The organism is Rhizobium sp. BK650 (assembly GCF_014195325.1).
Classification (GTDB): Bacteria; Pseudomonadota; Alphaproteobacteria; order Rhizobiales; family Rhizobiaceae; genus Rhizobium.
This window is the reverse complement of sequence record NZ_JACIBK010000011.1, coordinates 1-16067: the sequence shown is the minus strand read 5'-3', so window position 1 is coordinate 16067 and position 16067 is coordinate 1. Positions and strand designations below refer to the sequence as shown.

13 protein-coding genes are annotated in these 16067 nt (G+C 60.0%); 6 read left to right on the top strand and 7 right to left on the bottom strand.

Annotation, left to right across the window (positions count from 1 at the left end; all coding sequences use genetic code 11):
* Positions 1–290: 290 nt before the first annotated feature.
* Complete coding sequence (locus FHX15_RS23130) at positions 291–857, top strand: DUF6101 family protein (RefSeq protein WP_184400713.1); 567 nt, start codon at positions 291–293, stop codon at positions 855–857.
* A gap of 143 nt (positions 858–1000) precedes the next feature.
* Here FHX15_RS23130 and ubiA read toward each other — a convergent pair whose 3' ends face one another.
* Both ubiA and FHX15_RS23120 read right to left on the bottom strand, forming a co-directional pair.
* The gene (ubiA, locus tag FHX15_RS23125) at positions 1001–1960 is read right to left on the bottom strand and encodes a 4-hydroxybenzoate octaprenyltransferase (protein ID WP_184400712.1); all 960 of its coding nucleotides are present in this window, start codon (positions 1958–1960) and stop codon (positions 1001–1003) included.
* A gap of 137 nt (positions 1961–2097) precedes the next feature.
* On the bottom strand, positions 2098–2802 hold the full coding sequence (locus tag FHX15_RS23120) for a FadR/GntR family transcriptional regulator (RefSeq protein WP_246779045.1): 705 nt from the start codon (positions 2800–2802) through the stop codon (positions 2098–2100).
* A gap of 529 nt (positions 2803–3331) precedes the next feature.
* On the opposite strand from FHX15_RS23120, the gene FHX15_RS23115 reads away from it, so the two are divergent.
* Positions 3332–5233 carry an autotransporter domain-containing protein gene (locus tag FHX15_RS23115; protein ID WP_184400711.1) on the top strand — a complete coding sequence of 634 codons (1902 nt, stop codon included), beginning with the start codon at positions 3332–3334 and terminating at the stop codon, positions 5231–5233.
* 158 nt (positions 5234–5391) lie between these two features.
* Entirely contained in the window at positions 5392–6183 is a 792-nt protein-coding gene (locus FHX15_RS23110; RefSeq protein ID WP_281413829.1) for an SDR family NAD(P)-dependent oxidoreductase, read from the top strand.
* A 13-nt stretch (positions 6184–6196) separates the two neighbouring features.
* Here the strand turns inward: FHX15_RS23110 and FHX15_RS23105 are convergent, their stop codons facing one another.
* The 4 genes from FHX15_RS23105 to FHX15_RS23090 all read right to left on the bottom strand — a co-directional run bounded on the left by FHX15_RS23105 (position 6197) and on the right by FHX15_RS23090 (position 11452).
* Entirely contained in the window at positions 6197–7006 is an 810-nt protein-coding gene (locus FHX15_RS23105) for a MipA/OmpV family protein (RefSeq protein ID WP_184400710.1), read from the bottom strand.
* 117 nt (positions 7007–7123) lie between these two features.
* Complete coding sequence (locus tag FHX15_RS23100; protein ID WP_184400709.1) at positions 7124–7702, bottom strand: histidine phosphatase family protein; 579 nt, start codon at positions 7700–7702, stop codon at positions 7124–7126.
* Positions 7703–7749: 47 nt separating this feature from the next.
* Positions 7750–9009, bottom strand: coding sequence for an SAM-dependent methyltransferase (locus FHX15_RS23095; protein WP_184400708.1), 1260 nt, complete (start codon positions 9007–9009; stop codon positions 7750–7752).
* A gap of 133 nt (positions 9010–9142) precedes the next feature.
* The gene (locus FHX15_RS23090) at positions 9143–11452 is read right to left on the bottom strand and encodes a Tex family protein (protein ID WP_184400707.1); all 2310 of its coding nucleotides are present in this window, start codon (positions 11450–11452) and stop codon (positions 9143–9145) included.
* A 237-nt stretch (positions 11453–11689) separates the two neighbouring features.
* Between FHX15_RS23090 and glyS the strand changes: the two genes are divergently transcribed.
* The gene (gene glyS / locus FHX15_RS23085; RefSeq protein WP_184400706.1) at positions 11690–13867 is read left to right on the top strand and encodes a glycine--tRNA ligase subunit beta; all 2178 of its coding nucleotides are present in this window, start codon (positions 11690–11692) and stop codon (positions 13865–13867) included.
* Between the two features lie 231 nt (positions 13868–14098).
* On the opposite strand, the gene FHX15_RS23080 is transcribed toward glyS, so the two are convergent.
* Positions 14099–14308, bottom strand: coding sequence for a tautomerase family protein (locus tag FHX15_RS23080; RefSeq protein ID WP_184400705.1), 210 nt, complete (start codon positions 14306–14308; stop codon positions 14099–14101).
* A 97-nt stretch (positions 14309–14405) separates the two neighbouring features.
* Between FHX15_RS23080 and FHX15_RS23075 the strand changes: the two genes are divergently transcribed.
* Together FHX15_RS23075 and FHX15_RS23070 are read left to right on the top strand one after the other, a co-directional pair.
* A complete protein-coding gene (locus FHX15_RS23075; protein ID WP_184400704.1) occupies positions 14406–15332 on the top strand; it encodes a LysR family transcriptional regulator in 927 nt (308 codons plus the stop codon).
* 20 nt (positions 15333–15352) lie between these two features.
* Positions 15353–15847 carry a DUF523 domain-containing protein gene (locus FHX15_RS23070; RefSeq protein ID WP_184400703.1) on the top strand — a complete coding sequence of 165 codons (495 nt, stop codon included), beginning with the start codon at positions 15353–15355 and terminating at the stop codon, positions 15845–15847.
* The last annotated feature ends 220 nt before the right edge of the window (positions 15848–16067 follow it).

The window sequence follows — 16067 nt, the reverse complement described above, 5'->3', positions numbered from 1 at the left end:
CCTTTTCAGCAAAGTCTTTAAAGAATCACAGACCATTGGTGCGGGCATTTTGCCATCCAAAACTTACCCGAGACTTACCTGAAGCTGTTCCGCTTTGGCACGGCCGCGTTCACCATCCGGAAACCCTGCCATATTCGTTTTTGCTAACCATTCGCGGAGGCAGGATTTTCTTAACCGCGATTTTTAAGCTGTACGGAACGGGGGCTGCCTATTGTCGGGCCATAGAGGACGAAAAGTCCCAAGGAGAAGACCGGAAACCGGCTCTCAGGTAAGACAAGGGTAGAAATGAAATGAAGAATACCGTTCTGAAGCCCGTCTGGGCTGGCACGACATTGCGTCTTGATCCGTCTCGCTTTCCTCAACAGGTAAGCTATGCCATCCACGACCATGCCGGTGACGTCAGCATAACGATCGACGAACGCGGCGCGGTCCTGCGCAAGATTCTCCCCTCCAGCGGTCTGCCGCTCTCCATCGCCCTGCCGCGGCGTGTCTTCAAGGGCGTTGCAGCCCGCGCCATCGACCACGGCAATGGCGAAGTCACCGTGACGCTCGAACTGCATCACGAAGATCCGGAACTTTGCATTCCGCTGCTCGTCGCCCATGATCTTGGCGATATCGCCGCCGACTGGCGCAGCTGGTCGGAAGCCTTCGGCATTCCTATGCTGATGGTGGAAGCCGACGGCGTTGCTCGCCCGCTGGAAGAACATCTCGGCGGCCTGCGCACCAGCGAGATGAAACCGCGCCGGCGTCATTCCTATTTCGCAAACCGCCGCCCGCGCTTCCTCGTGCGCCGCACGCCCGGCAAACTCGGCGTCATCATGAAGATCGAAGGCAAGGAAATCATTGCCCGCAACTGAGTGATAGGCTCAAAACCTCAGCCGAACCCGGCCCCAGAGCGTTGTGCGTCCCGCACAGCGCTCTATTTTTGACTGCGCATCAGGCTCTTCGAAAATCGATCTCGATCTTCGGGCCGAAGCGTTGCCGGTTTTTTCATTCGCGGTCAGGGAATGGCGAACAGCAACGACACGAACAGGCCGAGGAAGATAATCAATCCGACCCGGGTGTTCGATTTGAAAAGCGCGAGGCACTGGGCGCCGTCGTCGATGTCGAGCGTCCGGATCTGCCAGGCAAACATGCCGGCCGCGATCAGCAGGCCGACGAAGGCGAGAAGTCCGACGCCGGCAAGCGCGAAGGACAGGAACATCAACACCAGTGTCAGCCCGTAGAGAGCGATCAGCGCTAGACGCGTTCGCTCGCCGAACAGGCGGGCGGTGGAGCGAACGCCGATCAGTTCGTCATCCTCCTTGTCCTGATGGGCATAGATCGTGTCGTAACCGATCGTCCAGACGATCGAGGCAAAGTAAAGTAAGACCGCAGAGAAGGAGAGGCTACCGAAAATCCCTGCCCAACCCATGAGCGCACCCCAGGAAAAGGCAAGACCGAGGAAGAATTGCGGCCAATCGGTAAATCGCTTGGCGAAGGGATAGAGAGCGACGACGCCGAGCGAAAGAACGCCGAGAATCACGGCAAACCAATTGAACTGCAACAGCACGAACAGGCCGACCAACGCCTGCAGTGCGATAAAAATCTTCGCCTGCCTGCGCGTCACCCGACCGGAGGGCAATGGACGCGAACGGGTGCGCGCCACCTGCATGTCGATCTTGTGGTCTACAAGATCATTGTAGGTGCAGCCGGCGCCGCGCATGGCGACAGAGCCTATAAAATACAGGAACAGATGGTAGAGAAGCAGGGCCCCGGAAAAAACGCGCGGTTCGATCGCCGCATTGGCGGCAAGTGTCGCCGACCAGAAGCAAGGCCACATGAGAAGCTGCCAGCCGATCGGCCGGTCCCAGCGCGCAAGCTGTGCATAGGGCCACAGCCAGGGCGGCAGGATGCGATAAACCCAATTATCCGAGGGCGCATCGGCAACGCGCCCGTTAAGACCGTCAATCTGTTGCATACGGCCATCTAGCGATGGGCAGCACTCATGGTCAAGACGGTTATCGCTGACGTGATCCGGCCCGCTGCAATCCGCCTCGTACGCAAGCGCCTGCTTGCGAGAGAAAGCTTCATCGGATCATCAACTGGCGAGTATTGCTAGCGCTGACGCGCGGCAAGGGCGCGCTTCACATCCTCTTCGGCGCCGTCCAATAAAGAAACGAGGGCCCTGCCCGCAGCCGCCCCGTCGCGATTTTCGATACTGTCCACGACCTGCTGATGCAGCGGCAACGAATGACTCTGACCCTGCGGGTTGTCGTCGGAAAGCCGGAAGCTGATCACCAGTGCGGTCTCGATCAGTGCCGCCAGCGAACCGATCAATTCATTACCGGACATGCGCAGGACCGCCTGATGAAATGCGAGATCCGGCACGGCAAAACGCGCACCGTCATCGCCTGCCCGCTCCATCTCGACGAGCAGATCCCGCAAATGCTTGATCTCTGCTACAGTGGCGCGTTCGGCCGCCAGTGCACCGGCCGTCGGCTCGATCGCACGTCGCAACTCGAAAAGCGCACGGGCATCCTCAGCAGTGGTCCTGCCGCCATAGCGCCACAGGAGCACATCCGGATCGAGAAAATTCCAGTCCCTGCGCGGACGCACGCGGGTGCCGATCTTCGGGCGCGATTCCACCATGCCCTTGCCAGCCAAAACCTTGATCACTTCCCGCAGAACAGTGCGGCTCACGCCATGGGCAGCGCTCCAGTCATCGGCATTCGGCAGTGGATCGCCGGGCAAAAGATCCCCTCGCACAATGCTTTGACCGATCTCATTGAGCACCCTCGTGTGAAGGCTGCTGCCGGTCATCCCCTCCATACGCGACGACGCGACGAGAAGAGAGGATCGGGCACCTGCATTCTTCCTATTCTTCATACTATTCATACTATTGTCACATCGCTCCCTTATTACCGCCCTCATAGAACAGTCGTTCCAGTGACGTCAACTCGACGTACACAATTAAAACGCAGACTAGCATGTTTAAACAGCATATATTCTCTATCAACAGGAGCTCAGTTATGAAATAATCGCAAAAATCCCGGACTAATATTTCAATTATTATTTGACTCTTCTACGAAGATATTTACTTATTTCTGAATAATACAAATATGTCGTTGATCGCGAGTGTATAATAGCCCTTTAGATAGGCGCCATTGCGCACACTGAACTAGTACGCGCCCCATCTTCCATAAAAGCATCGCGACCGACGGGCTACTGAGCCGGCCGGCCGGATTTCTGCGCTTTCATCACGCCGCCTTCACCGCCGCCGCGTCAACCACGCCGGCGGCCCCTCTCGGCTGCGACCAGGCAGCCTTTGCCGACGAAAAGGGAACTCCACATGCCATTCATGACCACAGGCCACTCAACCAGAGCGCCCACGGCGCATGCGGCAAGATCGCTCGCTCTCACCGCTCTCCTCTGCGCGACGGCCATTCCCGCCTACGCCGTCGAACCCTGGATCATGGTCGAGAAGTTCACCTTCACCGACGATCCCATCACTTATCGCGGTCAGGGCGTCACCACCGACGGCAAGAACTGGTATTTCTCCGGCACGAATGCGCTGGACAAGGCGGACGGGAACTTCAACACGATCACGCGCGACAACCACGCGATCGATCCGGCACTCGCAAATCCGTTCCCGGATGCACCGAAGGGTCTCAATCATATCGGCGACATCGATTACGCAGACGGCTATCTCTACGTCTCTCTGGATTCCAGTGCCCGCGATCCCATTACCGGCGGTCGATATAATACACCGGTCTTTGCGATCTATAACGCAAGCGACATGAGCTATACAGGCCGGTATTTCTCGCTGAACCCACCGCACGGCCGGCAGGACATTGCAAGCTGGGTAGCCGTGGATGCCAAGAAGGGCCTGATCTATGGTATGGCCTATGACAATTCCACCGAGATCGCGGTCTATAATCTCTCCGATGGATCCTTCAAGCAATACATTCCTCTTTCGAAGACCATCGACCAGGCGCAGGGCGGCAAGGTCCTCGACGGCTATATGTATTTCTCCACCGAAAGCGCGACGAAAGCGTTCTACCGCGCTAACCTGACCACCGGCGAAGTCGAGGAAATCGGGCAGCTCGACACACCCGGCGATCAGGAAGTCGAGGGCCTCGCCTTCGGCATGACCAAGGACGGCTGGTCGCTCTACATCATCAACCGCGAACAGCCCGATCCGTCCATCAACGAGTATATCGGCTTCTACCGCTATCTCAGGCCTTACGGCAACGCGCTCTCCGGCGAGATCCATTCCAGCGCCAAGGGCGCCTTCATCCAGGATAGCCTCTATCTCAGCGACGCGGTCAACCAACGTCTGCGCTCTGCATTCAGCGACGTCGCCGCACCGACATCGGAAGTTACTTCCTATGACGAAAACGGTTTGACCGGCGCGATCAGCAATACCGAAGGCCTCGCCATCTGGAGCCAGGCGATCGGTGCAACGAGCACGACCGAGGGAGAAGGCTACGCGGCGGATTTCGACCATACGACCGGCGGCATCGTCTTTGGCGCCGACGCAACGGCCGGGGCATGGCGTTTTGGCGCGATGGCTGGCTACAGCCGCACCAATTTCGATGTCGATGCCCGCATGTCGTCCGGGTCGAGCGACAACGTTCATCTCGGTGTCTATGGCGGTACGCAATGGGGTGCGCTCGGTTTCCGCACCGGAGTCTTCTATACCTCGCATGATGTCAGTACCACCCGCCACGTCGTCTTCCCTGCCTTCGCCGAAAGCTTGTCGGCCGACTACGACGCGCGCACCACCCAGGCCTTCGCGGAACTGGCTTACCGGATGGACTTTGAAGATACCGCCTTCGAACCCTTCGCCAACCTCGCCTATGCACGCCTGAAGAGCGATGCCTTCTCGGAAGAGGGCGGCACGATCGCAGCGCTGTCCACCGGATCATCCAGCATGAATACCGCTTTCACCACACTCGGCATTCGCGCTTCCACCGCGATCGATCAGCAGGACAGCATGGCGACCGTGCGCGGCATGGTGGCCTGGCGGCACGCCTATGGCGATCTGACGCCGAGCTCCAATCTCGCGTTCAACACTGGTGCAAGCTTCGATTCCATCGGTGCGCCGATCGCCAAGAATGCGTTGACTGTGGAGGCGGGTCTCGACTTCAACCTGGCGAAAAACGCAACGATCGGCGCATCCTATGCGGGTCAGTTCGCTGGCGCGACCCAGGACCATGCCGTCAAGGTCAATTTCAACGTGAGCTTCTGAGCCGAGGTGCAGTCCGCCGCGGCTTTTCGCTCTGAAACTCCGTTGAAAAGGACGCCGTGGCGCTACCGAGTGCTGCGGCGTCTTCTGTTTGATACAGTCGGACTCCACGTTAGTGCGCACGACCTGTCTCTAACGACATTCCTTCAGGAGTTCCGCAGATGAGCCAAGATGCCCGCAGTGACCGCATGACCTATGCCAGCTACCCGAGCCTGACGGGAAGAAGCGTGTTCATCACCGGTGGGGCAAGCGGCATTGGCGAAAGCCTCGTGCGGCATTTCTGCGCCCAGGGCAGCCGGGTCACTTTCATCGACATTGCCGAGGAGAACGGCCGCGAACTGGTCACTGCTATAGGCGCGGAAGGATATGCTGCGCCGCTCTTCATCCCCTGTGATCTGCGCGATATAGAGGCGCTGAAGCGTGCGATCGCCGAGTCAGTCGCAAAGAATGGCCCGCTTCAGGTGCTCTGCAATAATGCCGGCAACGACGACCGGCATCAGACGGAGGATGTGACGGCTGCCTATTGGGACGACCGCATGGCCGTCAATCTGCGCCACCAGTTCTTCGCGGCGCAGACATCCCGGCCCTATATGAAGGCGCTCGGCGGCGGTTCGATCATCAATTTCGGCTCGATCACTTGGATGGTCGGCGATCCGGATTGCCCGGCCTACGTCACCGCGAAAGCGGCGATCTGGGGGATGACGCGGGCGCTCGCCCGCGAGTTCGGTCCCGAGCGCATCCGCGTCAATTGCATGGTGCCCGGATGGGTCATGACCGAACGGCAGATGCGCCTCTGGCTGACGGAGGCCGGCGAGCGGCAGATCGCCGAGCGCCAGTGCCTGCCGGACAGGCTGCAGCCTTCCGACATCGCCCGCATGGCGCTGTTTCTCGCCGCCGACGACAGCGCCATGTGCACCAGCCAACAGTTCGTCGTCGACGGCGGCTGGGTGTGATCGCTCAGCCCGCTCAGTTCAGCGTGAAATTGAACTTGTAGCTCGCCGACACGCCAATCAGGAACTGGTTCTTGGAACCGCGCTCACGCACAAGGCTGCTATCGGCTGCGGGGCCGGCGAGGCGCTTGTATTCTGCGAAGGCGCTTGTCGATAGGTTCTCTGTCGCGTTCCAGGTAAGCGCCGTGCCGGCACCATAGGACTGGATGCCGCCCGAAGGGTCATAAGGCCTCAGTCCGCTTGCAGCCGACTGCGCTTCGTTGACGCCATAATAGGAATGGAAGTAGCCGCTCGTCGCAAAAGTGGCACGCGGGCCGCCGGAGAGCTGCAGATCGGGCGCGATATCGGTGAAGGCGTCAAGCGCCACGTCGGCCACGAGGCCGTCATGGGAGCGGATGCCCTGGCGCAGTTCGGCGCGGGCACGCAGCCAATCGGTCGGATAGACTTCCGCAAAGCCGCCGACTTCGGCGCCCCACTTGACCTTCTTCAGGCCGCGCAGATCGCTATCGTCACCCTCGTCACGCTCAGGAACATAGCGGCCGACGATACCGGCGCGGAAGCCGGTGTTGTCGACGAGTGCGAAGGAGGGGTTGTCGTTGCGCGAAGAGAATCGCGGCCCTGCGCCCTGACGGCCCACGGAGATCAGTGGGCTGAACTTGAATTCATTGGTGGAGGCGCCTTCGAATTTCGGCGCGGAAAAGCCGGATACGCCGACCTTCAGATACCAGTCACCTGACCACCAGTGGCCGCCCTCCTGAGCAGATGCAGTGCCGAAAGACGCAAAAACAATACCTAAAGAGATCGATACGACTGATCGATTAAACACAATCCGCACTCCAGAAAACGCAATACAAGAACGGCCGCGGACGACGGCGACCGCTACATTTATAGCGAGGGTGTTACCTCATTCTTAACCAAGAGGCTGAGATCGAGGCGATCAGAATTACTTCTGGTTCCAGCGGCGGATGACCGGCTCTGTCAGATCGTGCTCGTAACCCAGAACGCAGATGCTCGTCGTATCCAGAATGAAACGGGAGCCATCCTGTGGTGGCAGGCCGAGCCAGCGGGCGCCGAGCACACGCAGGAAATGCGAACTCGAAAAGATCAGGATAGGTGTATTGGCCTGACGTAGTTCGGCAATGATGCGGTCGGCACGGGCGCCGACATCAGCTGCGGCTTCGCCATTCGGGCAACCATCGCGGAAGAGCTGCCAGCCGGGACGCTTCGACAGGATTTCCTTCGTCGTGATGCCTTCGTAGGCACCATAATCCCATTCAGCGAGATCGGGCTTAATGACGGCTCCTTCCCCAAAGCCCGCAAGCGCGCAGGTGTTGCGCGCCCGCTGCGACGGGCTCGACCAGACGGCGGAGACGGAAAGACCGTCAAGCCGCGGCGCAAGCGCACGGGCGGCGGCCTCGCCATTGGCGGTGAGTGGAATATCGCTGCGGCCGGTATGCTGGCCGGATAGCGACCATGCCGTTTCACCGTGGCGCACAAGGGTGATTTCAGGAAATGCGCTCATAGCCGTCTCTCCAAAAGAAAAAGCGCGGGCTGGCCGCGCTCTTGATATCAGAAGGTGAATTTTTCCAAGGGCGGACGCGTCGCCTCGAATTCCCTAAGTTTGGCCTCGTTGGCAGCAATGTAATTGCGGTTATCGGGTGTGGCAAACTGGTTCTTCGTGATCTGGATCTGCTCAATGAAGAGTTCGTCCCAGCGGAAGCCCATTTCGGAGCCGGCCAGATAGAACTCCCACATGCGGAAGAACTTCTCGTCGTAAAGCGCCACAGCTTCGGCCTTGCGGGCAACGAAGCGCTCGCGCCAATGGCGCAGCGTATAGGCATAATGCAGCGGCAATACTTCGACGTCGCGGGTCAGCAGGCCAGCCTTTTCGAGCGGCACCAATGTTTCGGCAATCGAGGGAATATAGCCCTGCGGGAAGATATATTTCTCGATGAAGGCGTTGGTCGCGAAACTCGGCTTCGGACGCGCGATCGAATGCAACAGCATGATGCCGTTGTCATCCAACAGCTCATGCACCTTCTTGAAGAAGTTGCCGTAGTTGCCGATGCCGACGTGCTCGAACATGCCGACGGAGACGATACGGTCGAATTTCCTACCGGTCAGGTAGCGGTAGTCTTGAAGTTCGAAACGGACGCGATCGGCAAGGCCGCGTCTCTCCGCCCGTTCGCGCGAAATCTTCAGCTGCTCTTCGCTGAGCGTGATGCCTGTCACGTCGAGGCCGGGTGTCGATTCCGCGAGATACATGGCCATGCCGCCCCAGCCCGAGCCGATCTCCAGCACGCGCTGATTCGGCTGCGGCATGAGCTTTGCCGCGATGTGGCGCTTCTTTGCCACCTGCGCCTCCTCAAGGCTGATACCGGGCGGATCGAAATAGGCGCAGGAATACTGCCAGTCCTCATCGAGGAAGAGTTCGAAGAGCTTTTCGGAAAGGTCGTAATGATGAGCGACATTCCGTTTGTTGTGGTTAACAGGCATGCGGCTCTTGAGCTGCTGCATGGCAATGCGGCCGATCAGGAGGGCAGCCATTTTGAAATCGAAGATTTCGTTAGTGGTATTCTGCTTCACCAGGGCGAGGAAGTCATAGATGTTGCCCCGTTCGAGAATGAACCGGCCTTCCATATACATTTCGCCGAGCTTCAGCGTCGGATCGCGACGAATCGCGTCCTCGGCCTCCTGATCGGCAAGGCGGACGGCAACCAGATCCCCGGTGCCGTCGCCAATCGTGTGGGTCTCCCCATTGGCAAGAGTAAGGGCCAAAGAACCCTTTCGGACAATTTTTTGGACAATCGATAAGAATGCCGACGCCATGGACGCCTCGCAAATGTGACAGGATGGTCACATCAACTTAATACCTCACGCCTGCCTTACAAGCGCCGGATTTAGCACTCCGCAAATTCAATTGCCAAACTGTGACATTTTTGCCTCGGTCGCAGCTAAGCCTTTATTTTCGCTTCATAGCTTCTGCGAGAGCCGCGCCAAATGCGCCCTGGCTCTGCGGTTTCGCCGGCGCAGGACGGCGGTCCTGCTGAGGGCGGGACTCCGCATTTCCACGCGACTCACCGCGCGGAGAACCCGCCGAAACGCCATCGTCCTTTCGCATGGAAAGACCGATGCGCTTGCGCTTCGCATCGACTTCGACGACGCGAACCTTGACCACATCGCCCGCCTTCACGATTTCGTGAGGATCCTTGATAAAGCGGTCGGCGAGCTGCGAAACATGAACCAGGCCATCCTGATGTACGCCAATATCGACGAAGGCGCCGAAGGCCGCAACATTGGTGACTGTGCCTTCCAACATCATGCCGGGCTTCAGGTCGCTGATTTCGTTGATGCCTTCCGCGAAGGTCGCCGTCTTGAAGCTCGGGCGCGGGTCGCGGCCGGGCTTTTCCAGTTCGGCGATGATGTCTTTGACCGTCGGCAGGCCGAACTTCTCGTCGATGAACTTACGTGGGTCGAGCGCCTTCAGGGTGACGGTATCGCCCATCAGCGAGCGCAGGTCGCGGCCGCAGGCGGCGACGATCTTCTTTGCCACACCATAGGCTTCCGGGTGCACGGAGGAGGCATCGAGGGGTTCCTTGCCATTGGGGATGCGCAGGAAGCCGGCCGCCTGTTCGAAGGTGCGCTGGCCGAGGCGAGCCACCTTCAACAGGTCCTTGCGGCTTTCAAAGGCACCATTTTGGTCTCGATGCAGGACGATCGCATCGGCAATCGAACGGCCGAGGCCGGAAACGCGCGCCAGAAGCGGGGCAGACGCCGTGTTGAGATCGACGCCGACGGCATTCACGGCATCTTCCACGACCGCATCCAGCGAGCGGGAGAGTTTGGCCTGATCGACATCGTGCTGGTACTGGCCGACGCCGATCGACTTCGGCTCGATCTTGACGAGTTCAGCGAGCGGATCCTGAAGCCGCCGGGCGATGGAGACGGCACCACGGAGCGAAACGTCGAGCTGCGGGAATTCGGCGGCGGCGGTTTCCGAAGCCGAATAGACGGAGGCGCCGGCCTCCGAGACGATGACCTTGGTGGGTTTCGGCGCCGGGAGTGCCGCCAGCATGTCGGCAACAAGCTTTTCCGTCTCGCGGCTGCCGGTACCGTTGCCGATCGCGATCAGCTCGACATTGTGCTTGCGAACGAGCGAGGCCAGTTCGGCCTGCGTGCCGCGCACGTCGTTCTTTGGTGGGAACGGATAGACGGTCGTCGTATCGAGCAGTTTGCCGGTGCCGTCGATGATGGCGACCTTGACGCCGGTGCGGATGCCCGGATCGAGGCCCATCGTGGCGCGTGAGCCGGCAGGCGCTGCCAGAAGCAGATCCTTGAGATTGCGGGCAAAGACGTGGATCGCCTCTTCCTCTGCCCTTTCGCGCAGCTCGCGCATCAGGTCGAGCGAGAGCGACATGGAAAGTTTTACACGCCACGTCCAGCTTGCGACATCCATCAGCCAGCGATCGCCGGGGCGCGTTGCGCCGATTTCATAGGCGGCCGCGATCATGCGCTCGACCGGCTTGTTCGGCGAAGCGATCTCGGCATCGGCCTCGATCGTCAGCGTCAGCACTTCTTCGTTCCAACCACGCAGCATGGCGAGCGCACGATGACCGGGAGCGGTTACCCAGCGTTCGGAATGATCGAAATAGTCGGAGAATTTCTCGCCGGCCGCCTGTTTGCCGTCAACCACCTTGGCTTTTAAAAGGGCGGCATTGCGCATATGGGCACGGAGCTTGCCGAGCAGATCGGCATTTTCCGCAAAAGCTTCGGCGACGATGTCGCGTGCACCTTCGAGTGCCGTCTTCACATCAGGCACATCGGCGGTGACATAGGCCTCTGCCAGCGCGGCAGGCTCCTTGGCTCGCTCGGCAAGGATGGCTTCGGCAAGCGGACCGAGGCCACGCTCGCGGGCAATCTCGGCGCGGGTACGGCGCTTCGGCTTGTAGGGCAGATAGAGGTCTTCCAGCTCAGCCTTGGTGGCGGCGCCCGAAAGCTTTGCCATCAGCTCGTCGGTCATCTTGCCCTGGCTGTTGACGGATTCGATGATCGTATCGCGGCGAGCCTCGAGCTCGCGCAGATAGACCAGACGCTCAGCCAGCGTGCGCAGCTGCGTATCGTCAAGGCCGCCTGTCACTTCCTTGCGGTAGCGCGCGATGAACGGCACCGTCGCGCCCTCGTCCAGCAGCTCGATCGCAGCCTTCGCCTGATCGGGCCGGGCATTGATTTCAGCGGAGATGCTTGCTGCGAGCGAACGAAGGTCAGCGGCCATCGGATTTCCTGCGGTTTGTTAGGGTTGGCGGACCATAGCGACGAAAAGCGGCAAGGCAATGCCTGCTGCCGCTTTCCACAGTTGAAGGCAACGCTCTTGCCGATTCAAGCGGCAGGACTGAGGCGCAATTGAGCCATTCCCATCCCGTTTTTGCGGTTGTGCAGATGCGGCATTCTTTGGTAGCAGAGGCGACCATTTTTGATTGCCCTGCCCTGCAGGCGCCAGGAAAAGAGTACCATGCCGAACCTGCTTCTCGAACTTCGCTCCGAAGAGATCCCCGCCCGCATGCAGCGAAAGGCCGCCGGCGATCTCAAGAAGCTCTTGACCGATGCCCTGGTGGAAGCAGGACTGACCTATGAGGGCGCGCGCGAATACTGGACGCCGCGCCGCCTGACACTCGATATTCACGGCCTGACGGCGCGCTCTGCCGATATCCGGGAAGAACGCAAGGGTCCGCGCACCGACGCAAATGAAAAAGCGATCGAGGGCTTTCTGCGCGGAGCAGGCCTGTCCTCTATTTCCGAGGCGCAGGTCGTCAGCGATCCGAAGAAGGGCGATTTCTACGTCGCCGTCATTTCCAAGCCCGGCCGCGGCGCCGAAGAAATCATCGCCGATGTGATGCCCGGCATCATCAGGGATTTTCCCTGGCCGAAGTCGATGCGGTGGGGCAAGGCCTCCTCGCAGCCCGGTTCGCTGCGCTGGGTTCGCCCGCTGCAATCGATCGTCTGCACCTTCGGCAGCGAGCATGAAGAAACCGTCGTCATTCCTTTCGAGATCGATGGCCTCGTCGCTTCCAACGTGACTTACGGCCATCGTTTTCATGCCACTGATGCCATCATCGTCAAACGTTTCGACGATTACGTTGCGAGCCTCGAAAAGGCGAAGGTCATTCTCGATGCGGAGCGACGCAAGGACATCATCCTGCATGACGCCCGCGACATCGCGTTCGCCAGCGGACTGGAGCTGGTCGAGGACGAAGGCCTTCTGGAAGAGGTTTCCGGCCTCGTCGAATGGCCGCAGGTGCTGATGGGATCCTTCGAGCAAGATTATCTTTCGATCCCCTCCGAGATCATCCGCCTGACCATCAAGACCAACCAGAAATGCTTCGTCACCCGCAAACAGGGTGAAGAGACGCTTTCAAACAAGTTCATCCTCGTTTCCAACATCCAGGCGACGGATGGCGGCAAGGAGATCATCCACGGCAACGGCAAGGTCGTGCGCGCTCGTCTCTCCGACGCGCTGCATTTCTGGAAGCGCGACCAGGGCAATCTGCCGGATCTCGAAACGCTGGAATCATCCGCCAAGAAATTCGGCCTCGACCTCGCAAAGCCGCTCGACCAGCGCATGGCGAAGCTCGATGCCCTTGACGTCACATTCCATGCCAAGCTCGGAACGCAGGGGGACCGCGTCGAGCGCATCCGCGCGCTTGCAGCCAAGATCGCCATGCCGGCGAGCGCCGATTACAAGCTCGTCGACCGCGCCGCGGTTCTCTGCAAGGCCGACCTGCGCACCGAAGCGGTCGGCGAATTCCCGGAGCTGCAGGGTGTCATGGGCCGAAAATATGCGGTTCTGCAGGGTGAAGACATCTCCGTCTCGACCGCCATCGAAGACCATTACAAGCCGCAGGGTCCGTCAGACCGCGTGCCCGAGGATAAGGTGGCGATAACAGTGGCGCTTGCCGACAAGCTCGATACACTTATCGGCTTTTGGGCGATCGACGAAAAGCCGACCGGCTCGAAGGACCCGTTTGCGCTGCGACGTGCTGCTCTCGGCATCATCCGCATCCTGCTCGAGAGGCGGATACGGGTGACGCTGCTGCCGCGCATCGTCTCGCATATGCAGCGCATCGATACCGATATCGGCGCCAGCATTGCGACCGACGACCTGTCGCGGCAGATCGACCTGCTCTCCTTCTTCCATGACCGCCTGAAGGTCTACCTGCGCGACCAGGGCGCCCGTCACGATCTCATCGATGCCGTGCTGACGCCCGAATCCGACGACCTCTTAATGGTCGCCCGCCGGGTCGAGGCTCTGACAGCCTTCATCACCTCGGAAGACGGCGTCAACCTGCTTGCCGGCACCAAGCGCGCCACGCAGCTTCTGGCCGCCGAGGAGAAGAAGGGCACCGTTATCGCCGACGGCGTTTCTGATGCGCTTCTGAAACTCGATGCCGAGAAGGAACTGTTTGCGGCCATCACCAAAGCTTCTTCGGAAGCTGCCGGCGCTGTTGCGCATGAAGATTTCCGTTCGGCCATGGAAGCGCTCTCGAAGCTTCGCGCACCTGTCGACCGCTTCTTCACCGACGTGCTCGTCAACGACGAGGATGCCGCGATCCGAGCCAACCGCCTCGCGCTTCTGCGGATGATCCGCGCGGCGACCGGGACAGTCGCGGACTTCTCGAAGATCGCCGGCTAAGACAGACGATAAACAGATGGGGCCTTTCGGCCCCATCAGTCTCATCCGTCATGCTCGGCCTTGTGCCGAGCATCCGACCACGTCAATTCTCTTGACGAGAAAACATTTGTTTTCAGTTGCTTAATTGGCCGGCGCAGATCCTCGGCACAAGGCCGAGGATGACGTCGCGGGGCTTTGCGATGGTTTGTCAGCAGCCTGATGGGGCCTTTCGGCCCCATCTTGCTTTTTCCTTCATCGCTGCTTTTGCATCTTGGCGATGGTCAGCGTTTCGCCGGCGCGGCCATAGCCGCCATCCACGACCTCATCGACGAGAACCATCGTGTAGGGGCGAACGCCCTCTCCGAAAAAGTCGACGAACATGGCCGTCGTGCGAAGGATGATATCCTCCTTCTGCTCCGACGTCAGTGTACCTTCGGGGAACTTGTAATTTGCGAATGGCACGGCGAACTCCTGCCTGGTTTGCGTTGCGACGAGGCGAGCTTATCGGCATCAGCGACATGCTTGAAATTAATATCAAGTATATGCATTCATCCACGCCATGGATTTACATGGTGTCGATCTCAACCTGCTTGTCGCCTTCGATGCGCTCATGAAAGAGCGGAGCGTAACGAAGGCCGGTATTCGCATCGGCCGGACACAGCCGGCGATGAGCGCTGCTTTGGCGCGGCTGCGCAGCCTGCTCAAAGATGAATTGCTGGTGCGCGGACCGCAAGGGCTGCAGCCGACGCCGCGAGCGCTCGATCTCGCCGAGCCGTTGTCGCGCGCCCTTGCCGAGATTCAGCGGACGCTCGATTTCACGCAGACGTTCGATCCCTCTAACTCATCTGCGACTTTTACGATCGGCCTCTCCGATCATCCGACTTTCGCGCTTCTGCCGCGGCTTGTTGCCCTTCTGGCGAAGGCGGCTCCGGGTGCGGCATTGCAGGTCAGGAATTTCAGTGCGCGCGACGACGCCATCGATCTGCTAGATACGGGGGAGGTCGACGCGACAGTCGGCGTGCCGGCAGCGAAAACCGGGCGCATCCTGAGTGAGCCTCTGTTCGAAGAACGTTTCGTCTGCATCGTCAGGAAGGGTCATCCGGTTGCAGGAAGAGCTCTTGATCTCGATACATTTCTCGCTCTTCCACATCTGCTCGTCTCGCCGGAGAACGAGCGCTTCGGCCATGTCGATGCGGCTCTGGCGAAAAGCGGGCTCCAACGGCGACTCGCGCTGACGCTTCCCAATATGTATGCCGCGCCGCTGCTGATTGCCCGCTCGGACATGATTGCCACATTGATGGCGGGCGTCGTGGAAGCGTCCGGCCATGCGGACGAGCTAGCCTTGCTGGCGCCGCCCATCGCTCTCGATCCCATACCCTTCGTCCTATCCTGGCATCGGCGCAATGACGCGCATCCGGCGCAGCGCTGGTTCCGGAATTGCATCGTGGAGGCTGCACCGCCGGATGAGGCGATGACGCCGGGATGAATGTACAGTAGAGCTATTCCATGGTGTCGAAGATCCTTATCAGTGCCTGTCTCATGGGTCACGCGGTCCGGTATGACGGACGCGGAAAGCCGCTTGTCCATCCGGCCATCGAACGCTGGATGCAGGAAGGCCTGCTGGTAACGATCTGTCCGGAAATGTCGGCCGGGATGCCGGTACCGCGGCCGCCTGCCGAGATCGCGGATGCGGCAACGGGCGAGGATGTGCTGGCCGGTAATGCCCGTGTCGTGGAGCTCACCGGCGGCGATGTGACCGATGAATTCCTGCTCGCGGCAGAAAATGCGGTGCGGCTTGCGACCGATAGCGGCTGCCGTTACGCGCTGCTGATCGACGGCAGTCCGTCCTGCGGTTCCGGCTTCATCTACGACGGAACCTTTTCAGGCAATCGACGGCTCGGGAACGGCGTAACGGCCGCTGCTCTCAAGCAAGCCGGTATCGAAGTCTTTTCAGACCGCGAGATTGATCAGCTCATCGAGCGCATCAGCCATTCCACCTGACGACACAGCCGCCGAACTTTCGTCCGGCGACTGCTAATGGCTTAGGTAATGAAAAAGCCTGATGTCCTCGCGCCGTTTTAGGCGGCGCGGCGACCCTGATGCGAGACGGGAGCGGCCGCGACATTGCCGACGCGGAAGCCTCTGATGAGGCCGAGCAGTTCGTCGGTATCGGCTGCCAGCGTTTCAGCCGAGGCCGTGGTCTCTTCGGCCATAGCGGCGT